The organism is Streptacidiphilus cavernicola, assembly GCF_042510955.1.
GTDB classification, from domain to species: Bacteria; Actinomycetota; Actinomycetes; order Streptomycetales; family Streptomycetaceae; genus Streptacidiphilus; species Streptacidiphilus cavernicola.
The window spans coordinates 205,358-219,741 of record NZ_JBHFAB010000007.1 but is presented as its reverse complement, the minus strand read 5'-3'; the positions used below and the strand labels follow the sequence as shown (position 1 = coordinate 219,741).

At 73.9% G+C, this 14,384-nt stretch carries 17 protein-coding genes; 10 read left to right on the top strand and 7 right to left on the bottom strand.

From position 1 onward, the window contains the following. Positions 1-3 precede the first annotated feature (3 nt). Positions 4-867, bottom strand: coding sequence for a dihydropteroate synthase (gene folP / locus ACEZDE_RS12275; RefSeq protein WP_380535513.1), 864 nt, complete (start codon positions 865-867; stop codon positions 4-6). Between the two features lie 94 nt (positions 868-961). On the opposite strand from folP, the gene ACEZDE_RS12270 reads away from it, so the two are divergent. Further along, positions 962-1,444 (top strand): DivIVA domain-containing protein, encoded by a 483-nt coding sequence (locus tag ACEZDE_RS12270; protein WP_380535512.1) that lies wholly within the window; start codon positions 962-964, stop codon positions 1,442-1,444. After that, positions 1,441-2,010: a DNA-3-methyladenine glycosylase I gene (locus tag ACEZDE_RS12265; protein WP_380535510.1), complete on the top strand. Its 570-nt coding sequence runs from the start codon at positions 1,441-1,443 to the stop codon at positions 2,008-2,010. Before ACEZDE_RS12270 ends, ACEZDE_RS12265 begins: the two co-directional genes overlap by 4 nt. Positions 2,011-2,022: 12 nt before the next feature. On the opposite strand, the gene ACEZDE_RS12260 is transcribed toward ACEZDE_RS12265, so the two are convergent. Further along, entirely contained in the window at positions 2,023-2,823 is an 801-nt protein-coding gene (locus ACEZDE_RS12260; RefSeq protein WP_380535508.1) for an enoyl-CoA hydratase-related protein, read from the bottom strand. Positions 2,824-3,155: 332 nt separating this feature from the next. Here ACEZDE_RS12260 and ACEZDE_RS12255 point away from each other — a divergent pair, with 332 nt between their 5' ends. Then, a complete protein-coding gene (locus tag ACEZDE_RS12255; RefSeq protein WP_107101321.1) occupies positions 3,156-3,323 on the top strand; it encodes a DUF3117 domain-containing protein in 168 nt (55 codons plus the stop codon). A 110-nt stretch (positions 3,324-3,433) separates the two neighbouring features. Here the strand turns inward: ACEZDE_RS12255 and ACEZDE_RS12250 are convergent, their stop codons facing one another. Then, positions 3,434-4,057 (bottom strand): O-methyltransferase, encoded by a 624-nt coding sequence (locus ACEZDE_RS12250; RefSeq protein ID WP_380535699.1) that lies wholly within the window; start codon positions 4,055-4,057, stop codon positions 3,434-3,436. A 333-nt stretch (positions 4,058-4,390) separates the two neighbouring features. On the opposite strand from ACEZDE_RS12250, the gene sigE reads away from it, so the two are divergent. The 5 genes from sigE to ACEZDE_RS12225 all read left to right on the top strand — a co-directional run bounded on the left by sigE (position 4,391) and on the right by ACEZDE_RS12225 (position 8,794). Further along, a complete protein-coding gene (gene sigE, locus ACEZDE_RS12245) occupies positions 4,391-5,098 on the top strand; it encodes an RNA polymerase sigma factor SigE (protein WP_380535507.1) in 708 nt (235 codons plus the stop codon). Further along, positions 5,095-6,120, top strand: coding sequence for an anti-sigma factor family protein (locus ACEZDE_RS12240; RefSeq protein ID WP_380535505.1), 1,026 nt, complete (start codon positions 5,095-5,097; stop codon positions 6,118-6,120). The genes sigE and ACEZDE_RS12240 overlap by 4 nt, the downstream gene beginning before the upstream one ends. Before the next feature lie 65 nt (positions 6,121-6,185). After that, complete coding sequence (locus ACEZDE_RS12235; protein ID WP_380535503.1) at positions 6,186-7,508, top strand: S1C family serine protease; 1,323 nt, start codon at positions 6,186-6,188, stop codon at positions 7,506-7,508. Between the two features lie 125 nt (positions 7,509-7,633). Continuing rightward, on the top strand, positions 7,634-8,056 hold the full coding sequence (locus ACEZDE_RS12230) for a Sec-independent protein translocase subunit TatB (protein WP_380535501.1): 423 nt from the start codon (positions 7,634-7,636) through the stop codon (positions 8,054-8,056). Between the two features lie 105 nt (positions 8,057-8,161). Next, positions 8,162-8,794, top strand: coding sequence for a hypothetical protein (locus tag ACEZDE_RS12225; RefSeq protein ID WP_380535499.1), 633 nt, complete (start codon positions 8,162-8,164; stop codon positions 8,792-8,794). A 94-nt stretch (positions 8,795-8,888) separates the two neighbouring features. Here the strand turns inward: ACEZDE_RS12225 and ACEZDE_RS12220 are convergent, their stop codons facing one another. From ACEZDE_RS12220 to ACEZDE_RS12205, 4 genes are all read right to left on the bottom strand, one after another. Then, positions 8,889-10,043 (bottom strand): Mrp/NBP35 family ATP-binding protein, encoded by a 1,155-nt coding sequence (locus tag ACEZDE_RS12220; protein WP_380535497.1) that lies wholly within the window; start codon positions 10,041-10,043, stop codon positions 8,889-8,891. A gap of 31 nt (positions 10,044-10,074) precedes the next feature. After that, complete coding sequence (locus tag ACEZDE_RS12215; protein ID WP_380535495.1) at positions 10,075-10,596, bottom strand: DUF1003 domain-containing protein; 522 nt, start codon at positions 10,594-10,596, stop codon at positions 10,075-10,077. Continuing rightward, entirely contained in the window at positions 10,586-11,974 is a 1,389-nt protein-coding gene (locus ACEZDE_RS12210; RefSeq protein WP_380535493.1) for a magnesium transporter MgtE N-terminal domain-containing protein, read from the bottom strand. The genes ACEZDE_RS12215 and ACEZDE_RS12210 overlap by 11 nt, the downstream gene beginning before the upstream one ends. 139 nt (positions 11,975-12,113) lie before the next feature. Next, positions 12,114-12,659, bottom strand: a complete 546-nt coding sequence (locus ACEZDE_RS12205; protein WP_380535491.1) for a hypothetical protein — start codon at positions 12,657-12,659, stop codon at positions 12,114-12,116. Between the two features lie 140 nt (positions 12,660-12,799). On the opposite strand from ACEZDE_RS12205, the gene ACEZDE_RS12200 reads away from it, so the two are divergent. Beyond that, complete coding sequence (locus ACEZDE_RS12200) at positions 12,800-13,747, top strand: DMT family transporter (RefSeq protein WP_380535489.1); 948 nt, start codon at positions 12,800-12,802, stop codon at positions 13,745-13,747. 21 nt (positions 13,748-13,768) lie between these two features. After that, complete coding sequence (locus tag ACEZDE_RS12195; protein WP_380535487.1) at positions 13,769-14,374, top strand: suppressor of fused domain protein; 606 nt, start codon at positions 13,769-13,771, stop codon at positions 14,372-14,374. The last annotated feature ends 10 nt before the right edge of the window (positions 14,375-14,384 follow it).

Sequence of the window (14,384 nt, the reverse complement as noted above, 5' to 3'; positions counted from 1 at the left end):
GCCCTAGGCCAGCCCGCGCCGGGCCACCGCGGGCGGCCGGGTGCCGCGGATCGAGGCGACCATGTCCAGCACCTGCCTGGTCTCCGCCACCTGGTGCACCCGGTAGACCTGGGCGCCCAGCCAGGCCGAGACGGCGGTGGTGGCCAGGGTGCCGAGCAGCCGCTCGCCGACCGGCTTGTCCAGGGTCTCGCCGACGAAGTCCTTGTTGGACAGCGAGACCAGCACCGGCCAGCCGGTCGCGGTCATCTCCGGCAGCCGCCGGGTGGCCTCCAGCGAGTGCCGGGTGTTCTTGCCGAAGTCGTGCCCGGGGTCGATCAGCACCGCGTCCCTGGGCACGCCCAGCGCCACCGCCCGCTCGGCCAGCGCCACCGTCCGCTCCAGGATGTCCGCCATCACGTCCTGGTAGGCCACCCGGTGCGGCCGGGTGCGCGGCTCCGCGCCGCCCGCGTGGGTGCAGACGATGCCGACGCCGTGCCGCCCGGCCACCTCCGCCAGCAGCGGGTCCACCCCGCCCCAGGCGTCGTTCAGCAGGTCCGCGCCGACCGCGCAGACCGCCTCGCCGACCTCGTGCCGCCAGGTGTCCACGCTGATCACGGTGTCCGGGTGGCGCTTGCGCAGCTCGGCCACGAACGGGACGATCCGGCGCAGCTCCTCCGCGGTGTCGACCTCCTCGCCGGGCCCGGCCTTGACCCCGCCGATGTCCAGGATCGCCGCGCCCTCGGCCACCGCCCGGTCCGCCGCGGCGAAGGCCGCCTCGTCGGTGAAGGTCGCCCCCCGGTCGAAGAAGGAGTCGGGGGTCCGGTTCACGATGGCCATGATGACCGGCTCGTCCTCACCGAAAATCCGCGGTCCGAGCGCGAGAGCCATGCGTCCTCCAAGGTCCGTAGGCCATGATGAGCAGCATTCACTGCTGTGGGGGCCCATCCATGATCCCCCACCGGGAGCCGGGAGTCGTGGGCTTGTGTTCTGGTTGATCCTCGTCGTCATGGTGCTGGTGGTCGGAGCCGCAGCACTGGTCGCCCTCGGCAGCGGCGGCTCGCTGCCGGACGCGGAGCGCGACCGCCTCGCCGCCCGGCTGCCGCTGGACCGCCCGCTGGGCCGGGCGGACGTCGACTCGCTGCGCTTCCCGATGGCGCTGCGCGGCTACCGGATGGACGAGGTGGACGACGTGCTCGATCGCCTCGGCGCCGAGCTGATGCACCGTGACGTCCGGGTGTCCGAGCTGGAGGCGGCGCTGGGCGCGGCGCTGGCGGCCGGGGGACCGGCCGGCGGCGGTCCCGGCACCGCCGAGTTCGAGGCGCTGCGGATGCGCTTCGCCACCCCCGGCAGCCCGGCCGAGCCGCCACAGGAGGCCATCCCGGGCGTCGATGTGGCCGCGGGCGGCGCGGGCGGCGCGGGCGGCTCCACCGCGGCGCCGGAGGCGGGCGCGGGCGGGCTGCTGTGACCGCGGCGGTGGCCGGTCCGGACGGGCTGCTGCGCTGCCCCTGGGGCCTCTCCACGCCGGACTACGTCGCCTACCACGACCAGGAGTGGGGCAAGGCGGTGCACGGCGACCGGGCCCTGTACGAGCGGATCTCGCTGGAGGCGTTCCAGTCCGGCCTGTCCTGGATCACCATCCTGCGCCGCCGGGAGACCTTCCGTAAGGCCTTCGCCGACTTCGACCCGGCGGTGGTGGCGGCCTACCGGGACGAGGACGTGGAGCGGCTGATGGCCGACCCCGGCATCATCCGCAACCGGGCCAAGGTGCTCGCCACCATCGCCAACGCCGGTGCGGTGCTGGCCCTTGAGGACACCACCCTGGACGCGCTGGTCTGGTCGTTCGCCCCGGCGAAGCCGGGCCGGGCCCCGCGCGCCCTGGGCGACGTCCCCGCGGTCACCCCGGAGTCCACGGCGCTCGCCAAGGAGCTGAAGCGCCGCGGCTTCCGGTTCGTCGGGCCGACCACCGCCTATGCGCTGATGCAGGCCTGCGGCCTGGTCAACGACCACCTCGCGGACTGCTGCGCCCGCTAGTCGTCCCGGCGGCTACCGCCCCAGGTACCGCGGCTTCTCCTTGGCGATGAAGGCCTGCACCGCGATCCAGTGGTCGGCCGAGGCCCCGGCCACCGTCTGCAGCTCGTCCTCCTTGGCCAGCGTCTCCACCAGCGAGTGCGAGGTGGCGTAGGCCAGCGACTCCTTGATCGCGCCGTAGGCGACGGTGGGCCCTTCGGCCAGGGTGCGGGCGAAGGCCAGCGCGGTCGCCGCCAGCTCGGCCCCGGGGACGACCCGGTGCGCCAGGCCCAGCGCCAGCGCCTCCGCGGCCGGGACGGTCTGCGGGAACATCAGCAGCTCGGTGGCCTTGGCCTGGCCGACCAGCCGCGGCAGGGTCCAGGACGCGCCGGAGTCGGCGGTCAGCGCCACCCCGGCGAAGGAGGTGTTGAACCCGCCGTGGTCGGCCAGGATCCGGAAGTCGCAGGCCCAGGCGAGACCCGCGCCCGCGCCCGCGGCCACGCCGTTGACCGCGGCGACGACCGGCTTGGGCATGGTCGCGATCGCGGTCGCCAGCGGGTTGTAGTGCTCCTTCACCGTCGACAGCGGCGCCTCCCCTCCGGCGCGGGCCTCGGCCAGCTTGCCGACGTGCTCCTTGAGGTCCTGGCCGACGCAGAAGGCCCGCTCGCCCGCCCCGGTGAGCAGCACCGCCCGCACCGCCGGGTCGTCCTTGGCCGCGATCATGGCGTCCCGCAGTGCCACCTTGGTCGCGGTGTCGAGGGCGTTCATCGCCTCGGGCCGGTTGATGGTGACGGTCGCGAGCCCGTCGTTGAGCTCGTAGAGGACGGTGTCGGCCATGCGGGTCTCCCCATTACTCGTCGGTAGGTCGATGCCAGCATGACGGATCGACAGCTGCTTCGCAGATGTGACGTGGACCACTCTCGGCGCGGAAGCGGTTCGTGTCCAGATCCGCCGTGGGACCGGGACCTGCCGCTCGGGGCAGGGGAACTGATTTGCGATCGGGCGCGTCTCCAGAGCGTGCGGCAGGGGCCAACGGGGCAGGAGAGAGCAGTGATGTTGGTCATCGGGCCCTCTCATGCGGGATACTGGACTCCGATCAATGCGTTCGATACCTGCGGTGGACGGGCCGTGGGTGCGTCGGTGAGCAGGTTGCAGGAAGGGGAACGAGCATGGCGGCCATGAAGCCGCGGACGGGCGACGGCCCGCTCGAGGTGACCAAGGAGGGGCGGGGCATCGTCATGCGAGTACCGCTCGAAGGCGGCGGACGGCTGGTGGTCGAACTGACTCCGGACGAGGCCGACGCGCTGGGCGAGGCGCTGAAGAAGGCCTGCGGCTGACGACCTCCTGGTCACAATGAGTGTGACGACTGTGGCTCTGGCCTCGGACCCCGCCACGGGGCCCGGTACCAGGGCCACAGTTGCGTCCGGACCCGCTCCCGATTCGGGTTTCAGCCCCTGACCGCGCAGAGCAGCCCGTCGCCCACCGGCAGCAGCGCGCTGAGCAGCGCCGGATGCTCCCGCACGGTCCGCACCAGCTCCCGCGCGGCATGGCTCTGCGCCTCGAATGCAGCCGCGTCCAACGCGCTGAGCGCCCCCTCGAAGCAGACCATTCCCCCCGGTCGGAGTAGGCGCAACGATTCTGCAAGGTACTGCGGGGTCTCCGCCGGGTCGCCGTCGCAGAACACCAGGTCGTACTGGCCGTCGGCGAGCCGCGGCAGCACCTCCAGGGCCGCGCCCGGAATGCAGCGGGCCCGCCCGGTGGCGTAGCCGGCCGCGGCGAAGGCCTCGCGGGCCTGCCGCTGCAGCCCCGGTTGCACGTCGACGGTGGTCAGCACCCCGTCCGGGCGCATCCCGCGGAGCAGGCAGATTCCGGACACCCCGGCGCCGGTGCCGATCTCGGCGACCGAGCGGGCCCCCAGCGCGGCGGCCAGCAGGGTCAGCGCCGCGCCGCTGGCCGGGGACACCGGGCGGACCCCGGCCAGCTCCGACTGCCTGCGGGCATGCCGCAGCAGCTCGTCCTCCACCGCGTAGGCGTCGGCGAGTCCCGCGTCCGACTGCCCGTAGCCGGTGATGGGCGCTCCCTCGGGGGGTCCTGGTGCTCGGGTCGACCTGCCTTCGTGTCGACATGCAGGCCACAGGTTAGTGGGTCTTGGAGGAACCCGAGCGGGACGCGGCCCGTTGGAGGAGGTGGGTCCGGACGGGCCGGCGACAGCCGCTCCGTCCAGGCCGGCGAATCACCGCAGGTGAGTCGTATGGTGATTGGCTTTTATCCGGTACTAACGGGTGAGGCGGATATGGTGGTGGCCCTGCTTGGCAGAAGAGCCGGACGAGGAGGTGTGGCTGAGGGGGGCGTCGGTTCGCGGCACGTCCGCGGCCATGCGTCGGCCCCGATGCCGAAGCCCGTGATGAGTGAGTCGCAGCCCGAGCAAGCGCAGAGCCCGCAGACCGCCTCCTTCGACGAGGGGGCCGTGGCTCCCGTCTGGACTCCGCCCAGCTGGGAGGAGATCGTCCAGACGCACAGCGCCCGGGTGTACCGGCTCGCCTACCGCCTGACGGGCAATCAGCACGACGCCGAGGACCTGACCCAGGAGGTCTTCGTCCGGGTGTTCCGCTCGCTGTCCACCTACACCCCCGGCACCTTCGAGGGCTGGCTGCACCGGATCACCACCAACCTGTTCCTGGACATGGTCCGCCGCAAGCAGCGGATCCGCTTCGACGCGCTGGCCGAGGACGCCGCCGAGCGCCTGCCGAGCCGCGAGCCGTCGCCCGCGCAGCACTTCCACGACACCCACTTCGACGCCGACGTGCAGCAGGCGCTGGACACCCTCGCGCCCGAGTTCCGCGCCGCCGTCGTGCTCTGCGACATCGAGGGCCTCTCCTACGAGGAGATCGCGGCGACCCTGGGCGTCAAGCTCGGGACCGTCCGCAGCCGGATCCACCGCGGTCGCGCGCATCTGCGCTCCGCCCTGCAGCACCGCGCGCCCGGAGCGGCCGAGGGCCGTGAGCGCCGGGCCGGTGCCGAGGCCGAGCCCGCCGAGGCCGCCCTGACCAGGGCCGGCACCGCCGGTGGCGAGGCCGTGGACGACCTCTCGGAGCGGAGGCGGTCGCTGTGAGCGAGCAGTCCCGCCGTGCCAGACCGCAGGACCTCGCGGTCGAGATGGTCGAGCTGCGGGTGGCCCGCCCCTCGACCGCCACCGCCGTACCGCCGGTACCGGTCGAGGGCCACCTCGGCGACCGTCTCGCCGCCTTCGTGGACGGCGAACTGGACCACGACGCCAGGGAGCGGGTGCAGTCGCACCTGGCGACCTGCGACGCCTGCCTGGGCCGGGCCGAGGAGGAGCGCCGGGTCAAGAGCCGGATCTCGGCCGCCCCGCCGCCCGACCCCAGCGCCCTGTTCATGTCCCGGCTGATGTCCATCGCCGGGGACTCCGACCAGCAGCCCCCGTCCTCGGGCCCGCAGCAGCCGCGCCGCGGCTTCGGCGGCAGCGCCTTCGGCGGCGGCGCCACCGGCGGCTTCGGCGGGACGACCGGCGGCTGGGGCTCCAACGGCCTCGGCGGCGGCCGTTTCGGCAGCGGCGCACTGGGCGCGGAGCACCCGCTGCCCGGCGTCGACCCGCGCGCCGAGCGCCGACTGCCGTTCCAGGACCAGGCCGGGCCGATCGCCGCCCGGCTCCGCTCCGGCTTCGCCCCGGCGGCCTCGGCCGACTACCGGGACGACAGCCCGCAGCGCCTCACCGAGCGGGAGCAGGACCGGACCCGCCGGGCCGCGGCCCCGCGCCCGTCGGCGGCCCGTGGCCGACGCTTCGCCTTCGCCGCGGCCGGGGCCTTCTCGGTCGCCGCGGTCGCCCTGGGCGGCGCGATCACCGGCGTCACCGCCGCCGAGCCCACGGTGGACGAGCCGTACGGCAATGTCGCCCCGGTCGCCGACACCTCGCCCGGCGCCCAGGGCGGCGCCGACCGCAGCCGCGGCGGGCAGCTCGCCTACGGCGTCCCGGCCGACGTCCCCGCCTACATCCCCACCTACAACAGCCAGTACGAGGCCCAGTACGGCGGCCAGTTCGGCCCCGGGGCACCGGCCGCCTCGGCGACCGCCCTGCCCACCGGCTACGCCGCCGCGGGCGCCGCCGTCCGTTAGGGCCCTTACCTACCCTTTCAGGCGGGTGCTGTCGGCAGCGGTTTCGGCCCGGACCTGGTTGAATCGTGCCCTCGAAACGGAGGGCGGTGCGGCGGATGGGCGACGGCGGAACCGGGGCAGGCACCGGTGCGCCCAGCTGGTGGAGCCATCCCGACGGCTCCACCGGCCGGGGCGCGGGCTTCCGGCTCCCGCCGGACCGGCTCCCCGCCGCGGCCCCCGGGCCCACGTCCCGGCCGCAGCCGTCGGAACCACCCGCGCCGGCGGCGTCCGGGCGCGGCGGGACCGGGCTGCGGATCGCGGTGCTGGCCGTCTTCGCCGTGCTCTGCGCCGGGCTGCTCGGCGGCGGCGTCGGCGCGGTGGTCCAGGGCACCCGGCAGGGCGGCCGGATCACCCTGCGACCGGCGACCGAGGCGGGCGTCAGCCGTCCCGCCGACACCACCGCGGGCGTGGTCAAGGCGGCGCTGCCCGGCGTGGTCTACCTGAGCGTCCGGACAGCGGGGCAGAGCGTCACCGGGACCGGCACCGGGATCGTGCTGGACGGGGCCGGGCACATCCTCACCAACAACCACGTGGTCGCCCCGGCCGGACGCCCCGGGCAGGTCACCGTCACCTTCAGCACCGGCCAGCGGCACCCGGCCGCGCTGGTCGGCCGGGACGTCGACTCGGACCTGGCGGTGATCCAGGTCAAGGGGGTGCGCGGGCTGCGTCCGCTGGCCCTGGGCAGCGCCGCCGGGCTGCAGGTCGGCGACCCGGTGGTGGCCATCGGGGCGCCGTTCGGCCTGGTCGGCACGGTCACCTCGGGCATCCTCAGCGCCAAGGACCGCCCGCTGACCTCCGGCAGCGCCAGTTCCGGCACCGGCCTGGCGCACCTGGACGCGCTGCAGACCGACGCGCCGATCAACCCCGGCAACTCCGGCGGACCGCTGCTGGACTCGGCCGGGACGGTGGTCGGCGTCAACACGGTGATCCGCTCCGCCACGGCCGACAGCGCCGACCCCTACGCGGCCGACGACGAGGCGGGCAGCATCGGGCTCGGCTTCGCGATCCCGATCGACCGGGCGATAAGGGTCGCCGAACAGCTCGTCAACACCGGGCGGGCGGACCGCACCACCATCGGCGCGACCCTGCTGCCGGACCACACCGGCTCCGCCGAGGTCGGCTCGGTCAGCCGCACCGGGACCGCCGCACGGGCCGGACTGCGGGCCGGAGACCTGGTCACCGCGGTCGACGGCAACCCGGTGACCAGCGCCGCAGACCTGGTCGCGCTGATCCGCGGCGGCAGTCCCGGACAGCGGGCGGTGCTCACCCTGTGGCGCGACGGCGACGTCCGCAGCCTGTCCGTCCTGCTCCGTTCAGCGCCCGGTTCCGCCCCCGCCGACAGCGCGTAGCCGCGTGACCGTTCGTTTGCGGCTCCGGGCCGACTAGGCTGGTCCCGGTACCGCTCGGTCCACGAGCGGGAGACTTCACCTTCCAGGGGAGCCGCACGGTGTTCGACATAAGTCCATTCAAGCTGGTGGCACTGGTTGTCCTCGCCGTGATCATCTTCGGCCCCGACAAGCTCCCCAAGCTCATCGCCGAGGGCATGGCCTTCATCCGCAAGGTGCGGGCGTTCTCCGAGAGCGCCAAGGAGGACATCCGCAAGGAGCTGGGCCCCGAGTTCAAGGACTTCGAGTTCGAGGACCTGAACCCGAAGACCTTCGTCCGCAAGCAGCTCGCGGTGCACGGTGAGGAGTACGGCCTGAGCGACCTCAAGGAGCTGCGGAACGGCTTCGCCAAGGACGCGGCCGACGCGACCGCCGCGGTGAAGTCGGTACGCGCGGACCCGCTCGCCAAGGTGGCCGTGGACGACGCGGCGCCGGACGCCCCCGCCACGACCTCGCTGACCAAGGCCGCAGCCGCGGAGGAGCCCCCCAGGTACGACCTCGACGCGACCTGACCCGGCGCTCGTCCGTCTGTCGGCCACCCGTCCGCGCGCCGTTCAAGCCGGTGGACGGTGGCCCGGCCCCGCTATTGTTCTGAACCGACAGAACTGGAGGGCCGGATGGACACCACGAGCCGCACCACCGCGACGAGCCGCACCACGGCGACTGTCGACGCGTACCTGCGCGCCGACTTCCCCTGGTACAGCCTGGACGAGGGGTGGACCGGCCGCCGCTGGCTGATCCCGGCCGGGACCTCCCCCGACGGCGCGGTCGACTACGGCTCCATCGGCCACGGCGACGAGCCGGTCCGCTCCTACGCCAGGCCGGACGCCGCCGAGAGCCGCCGCTACGCCGTGGTGGTCACCGTGGCCCGCCGCCCGGGTCGCCGCCTCGGCGACGGCACCGGGACTCTCGACGCCACCTCGGTCTCCTCGGCCGCGTGGCTGGCCGGGGCCGGGCTGCTGACCGCGGCCGAGCACTCCCCGCTGGCCCGCGACCTGCGGCAGAACTGGCTGGAGCAGCAGTCCGCGCTGGCCTGGGACCTCGCCGACGACCTCCAGGGCGACGCCTGGTCCTCGCTGACGCTGCCGGTCAACGGCACGCCGCAGCCGTTCCGCTACCGCGAGTCGGAGTACGGCTGGGTGCTGGCGGGCGACGCGCCGGGGGTGCACCTGGGCGCGTACGGACGCGGTGTCAGCGCCTACGGGATCGGGTTCACCACAGTGACCGACATCGCCGCGTACGGGGAGTAGGCGCGGGGGCGCGAGCGGCGGGCTACCGCTGTCGGTGGTAGCTGTTCGCGCAGTTCCCCGCGCCCCTGGGCGCTGCCTGGTCGGCCCTGTCCGGTCAGAACTTGTTGCGCGGGGTGATGCCCAGCGAGAGGCCGGACAGGCCGCGCTGGCGGCTGGAGAGCTTGCCGGCGATGGCGCGCAGCGCGGTGCCCGCGGGGGACTCAGGGTCGGCGAGCACCACCGGCTTGCCCTCGTCGCCGCCCTGGCGCAGCCCGAGGTCGATCGGGATGTTCCCGAGCACCGGCACCTTGGCGCCGGTCGCCTTGGTCAGCGCGTCGGCGACGGTCTGCCCGCCGCCGGTGCCGAAGACGTCCACCATCTCGCCGCAGTGCGGGCAGGGCATGCCGGACATGTTCTCGATCACGCCGACGATGGTCTGGTGCGTCTGCAGCGCGATCGTCCCGGCCCGCTCGGCCACCTCGGCGGCGGCCTGCTGCGGGGTGGTGACGATCAGGATCTCGGCGTTGGGGACCAGCTGCGCCACCGAGATGGCGATGTCGCCGGTGCCCGGCGGCAGGTCCAGCAGCAGCACGTCCAGGTCGCCCCAGAACACGTCGGCCAGGAACTGCTGCAGCGCCCGGTGCAGCATCGGCCCGCGCCACACCACCGGGGTGTTGCCCGGGGTGAACATGCCGATCGAGATGACCTTCACCCCGTGCGCCGACGGCGGCATGATCATGGTTTCGACCTGGGTCGGACGGCCCTCCACGCCGAGCATCCTGGGCACGCTGTGGCCGTAGATGTCGGCGTCCACCACCGCGACCTTCAGCCCGTCCGCGGCCAGCGCGGCGGCGAGGTTGACGGTCACCGAGGACTTGCCGACCCCGCCCTTGCCGGAGGCCACCGCGTAGACCCGGGTCAGCGACCCGGGCTTGGCGAACGGGATCTCCTTCTCGGCCTGGCCGCCGCGGAGCATCGAGGCCAGTTCCTGGCGCTGCTCGGTGCTCATCACCTCCAGCACCACCTCGACCGAGCTGATGCCGGGGACGGCGCCGACCGCGTCGGTGACCCGGCTGGTGATGGTCTCCCGCATCGGGCAGCCGGAGACGGTGAGCAGCACCACGACCCTGGCCGCGCCGCCGGGGTCGATCTCCACCGACTCGACCATGCCGAGTTCGGTGATGGGACGGTGGATCTCCGGGTCCTGCACCGTCCCGAGGGCCGCGCGCACGGACTCCTCAAGGACGGTCGCCTGCGTGTCAGAAGCCATGGAGTGAATGGTACGGCGCGCGGGGCCCGGACTAGGCCGGGGGATCGTCCGCGCCGCCGAGCCCGCCCGGGTTTCGCTGCTCCAGCTCCTTGAGCAGCGCCTGCAGTTCGGACCGCAGGAAGTCGCGGGTGGCGACCTCGCCCAGGCCCTGCCGCAGCGCGGCGACCTCGCGGGTCAGGTACTCGGTGTCGGCGACGTTGCGCTCGCCGCGGGCCCGGTCCTGCTCCATGTTGACTTTGTCACGGTCGTCCTGCCGGTTCTGCGCGAGCAGGATCAGCGGGGCGGCGTAGGAGGCCTGCAGCGACAGCGCCAGGGTCAGGAAGATGAAGGGGTACTGGTCGAAGCGCAGCGCGCGCGGGGCGAGGAAGTTCCAGCCGATCCAGACCGCGACGATCAGCGTCATCCAGACCAGGAACCGGCCGGTGCCGAGGAACCGGGCGATCCGCTCGGAGAAGCGCCCGAACGCGTCCGAGTCGGGGTTGGGCAGCGTCAGCAGGCTGCGGCGGCGCGGCTGCGGCTGGTCCAGCCGGTTGCGGCGGCGTTCATCGGCCATCGGCGGCCACCCCCCTCGGGCTCGCGGTGTCGGCGCCGTCGCCGGCGTAGGCCTCGACCTCCCCGCCGTGCAGGGCGGACTCGCGCCAGTCCTCCGGCAGGATGTGGTCGAGCACGTCGTCCACCGTCACCGCGCCGAGCAGGTGGTCGTGGGCGTCCACGATCGGCGCGGCGACCATGTTGTAGGTGGCCAGGTAGCTGGTGATCCGCGGCAGCTCGGTGTCCGGGGTGAGCGGGTCCAGGTCGCCGTCCACGATCGCGCCGAGCAGCGTGTACGGGGGCTCCCGCAGCAGCCGCTGGAAGTGCACCAGGCCGAGGTAGGTGCCGGTCGGGGTCTCGGTCGGCGGGCGGCAGACGTAGACCTGGGCGGCCTGGGCCGGTTTGAGGTCGGCGTTGCGCACCCGGGCCAGCGCCTCGGCCACGGTGGCGTCCGGCTCCAGCACCACCGGCTCGGTGGTCATCAGCCCGCCCGCGGTGTGCTCCTCGTAGCTGAGCAGCCGCCGGACCGGCGCGGCCTCGTCCGGCTCCATCAGCTGGAGCAGCCGCTCGGCGTCGTCGGGGGGCAGTTCGGAGAGCAGGTCGGCGGCGTCGTCCGGGTCCATCGCCTCCAGCACGTCGGCGGCGCGCTCCTGGTGCAGCCCGCCCAGGATCGCCACCTGGTCGTCCTCGGGCAGCTCCTCCATCACGTCGGCGAGCCGCTCGTCGTCCAGCGCGGCGGCGACCTCGGAGCGGCGCTTGGGGGAGAGGTGGTGCAGTACGTTCGCCAGGTCGGCCGGGCGCAGCTGCTCGAAGGTGGCCAGCAGGTTGGCGGCGCCCTGGTCCTCCTCGCGCAGCGCGAAACCGGTGACCGCGGACCAGTCCACGGTCAGCGTCTCGCCCTTGCGCCGCAGCCGCCCGCCCGTCGCCCGCCACCAGCCCTGTGCCGAGGCGTTCTGCGCGGCGCCCGCCGACCTGCCCTTCTCCACGAAGACCTTGTCGATCTCCCACTCGCGGCTGCGGGTCTGCACCATGGCCACGTCCAGCACCACGACCTGCTCGCCCTCGGCGCCGTCGGGTCCGCCGCTGCGCAGGGCGACCCTGCGGTCCAGCAGCTCGGCCAGCACCAGGGTCTCGGTCGGCCGCTGCTCGAAGCGGCGCATGTTTATCACCCCGGTGGTGATCACCTGGCCGGACTCCAGGCTGGTCACCCGGTTCATCGGCAGGAACACCCGGCGCTTGCTGACCACCTCGACGGCGAAGCCCAGCACCTTCGGCGGCTTGCCGCCCAGCCGCAGGCTGACCACCAGGTCGCGGATCCGGCCCACCTGGTCGCCGTTGGGGTCGAACACGGCCATCCCGGCCAGGTGCGAGACGAACACGCGGGTGGACGCTCCGGTCACCGCGGACCCTCCTGCCTGTCGTGTCGTCGGTGCTGCTCCGGGGGTGCGCGGACACAGGCCGGGCATGGCCAGGCTACCGGTGCGCCGACGCCCCCGCTGCCCCAGTCCTGATCACCCGGGACCAGTCATACCGCAGTTCTTACTTCTGCTTCCGCGGCTTCCTCCGCCGACCGAACAGCAGCTTCGGCAGCGCGGCCGGGACCGGTTGCCGGGTGGTCGCCGGGCTGGGCACCGGCGCGGCGGCGTGCGAGCCGTCCGGCAGCGCGTCCGGGCCGCTGACCGGCCCGTCCGCGGCGACCAGTCGGAGCAGCCGGGACTCGCGGGCCCAGCGGTCGGTGACGCTCTCGTGGTCCGGCGAGTTCAGCCGCTTGGCCCTGAGCTCCTCGGCGGCGGCGGTCCACTCGGCGCTGCCGGGGGCCAGCTGCTCGACCCGCACCGGCCAGCTGACCAGCCGTCCGCCCTTGTCCTTGCTGCGGGCGGTCAGCACGGTGGACTGGCCGTCGGCCAGCCCGTGCAGCGGCTGCTCGGCGCCCTCGCCGACCAGCACCACCGCCCCGTCGTGCCAGGTCTGCCACAGCGGCCGGTCGGTGCCGTCGGCGACCCGGACCCACAGCAGTCCGGACTTCTTCGCCGACTCCTCCACCAGGGTCCGGTCCAGCAGCTCCGCGCCGCTCAGCTCAGTCATGGGCCGAAGCCTAGGGCCTGACCGGGTCCGGCCGCGGAGACCGGGGGCGGAAGTCCAGGGGGCGGAAGGTGTCGCCCGGGGGAGCGTCAGTCTCGTACCATCGAAACGCCCCTTACCCGGGGCGTAGCCCGAGGAGCCCCGTGCAGACGTCCCCCACCTCGACCGCCGGTGCGGACACCGCCGAGCCCCCGCCCGCGGTCGGCCACCCGGACCTCTCCACCGTGCCCAGGATCGACTTCCTGCTGCTGGCGCTCGCGGTCAGCGGCGTCGCCTTCTCCGCGCCGCTGATCACCGCGACCGCCGCGCCCGCGGTGGCCATCGCGTTCTGGCGGAACTGCGTGGCCGCGGGCGTGCTGTCGCCGATCGCGCTGCTGCGGCACCGGGCCGAGCTGCGGGCGATGAGCCGCCGCACGGTGCTGCTCAGCCTCGCCGCCGGGGCGTTCCTCGCCGCGCACTTCGCGATGTGGCTGCCCAGCCTGCGGATGACCTCGATCGCCTCGTCCACCGCGCTGTGCACGGTCACCCCGCTGTGGACCACGCTGTTCCTGCGGCTGCGCGGACAGCACGTGCCGCGGACGGTGTGGATCGGCAGCTGCGTCGCCTTCGCCGGGGTGCTGGTGCTGACCGGGGTCGACTTCACCCTCTCGGCCCGCGCCCTGGCCGGGGACGGGCTGGCGCTCGGGGCCGGGATCGCCGCCTCCGGCTACTTCCTGCTCGGCAGCGAGGTGCGCCGGAACACCGGCACCACGGTCTACACCTTCGTCTGCTACACCACCACGGCGGTGCTGCTGCTGGCCGCCTGCCTGGCCTCGGGGCAGGCGCTGACCGGCTACAGCGCGGACACCTGGACCAAGATCCTGCTGCTCACCGTGGCCGCGCAGTTCCTCGGACACTCCCTCAGCAATCGGGTGGTGCGCACCCTGGGGCCCTCGCTGGTGTCCACCGCGATCCTGCTGGAGACCCCGGGTGCGGCCCTGATCGCCGCGGTCTGGCTGGGCCAGCTGCCGCCGGTCGCGGTCTACCCGGCGGTGGCCCTCGTCCTGGTCGGCCTGGTGGTCGTGATCCGCGGTCAGCAGGGCAGGCCGTAGCCTGTCGTAGGCTTCTGAGCCATGCAGCACGATGAAGTCCTGAGCGCCGTCGAGGCCCGACTGACCACGACCTTCGGCGAGCCGGACGCCCGTGCCGCGGTCACCTTCCTCGGGACCGACCGGATCGAGGTGCTGCGCTTCCTCGCCGGCGGTGCGGACGGCGCGGACGGCGCGGGCCTGGTCCGCTACGCCACCCTGGGCATGTCGGCCGCGCCGATGGGCGATCCGACCAGTGCGGTCGCCGACCCGCTCCGCGGTCCGCGTGCGGAACTGCTGCTGACCGTCCGCGGCGGCCGGGACGAGGTGCTCAGGCCGCTGGCCACGCTGGCGGCGGCGCCGCAGGTCGAAGGCCTGGTGGTGGCTCCGGGGGCCTCGCTGGACCTGGGTGGCCCGCTCTGGGAGGGGGCTCCGTTCACCGCGTTCCTGGTGGCTGAGCCGGGCGGCCTGGTCGAGGATCTGGAACTCCCCGACCCGGCCGACCCGGTCCGCTTCCTGCCGCTGCTGCCGATGACCCCCAACGAGGCCGCCCACAAGCGGGTGCACGGCGCGGCCGAACTCCAGGAGCGCTGGCTGCGCCACGGCACCGACCTGCGGGATCCCGAACGCCGCGGCGTCCCGCTGGGATGACCGGCGGGAT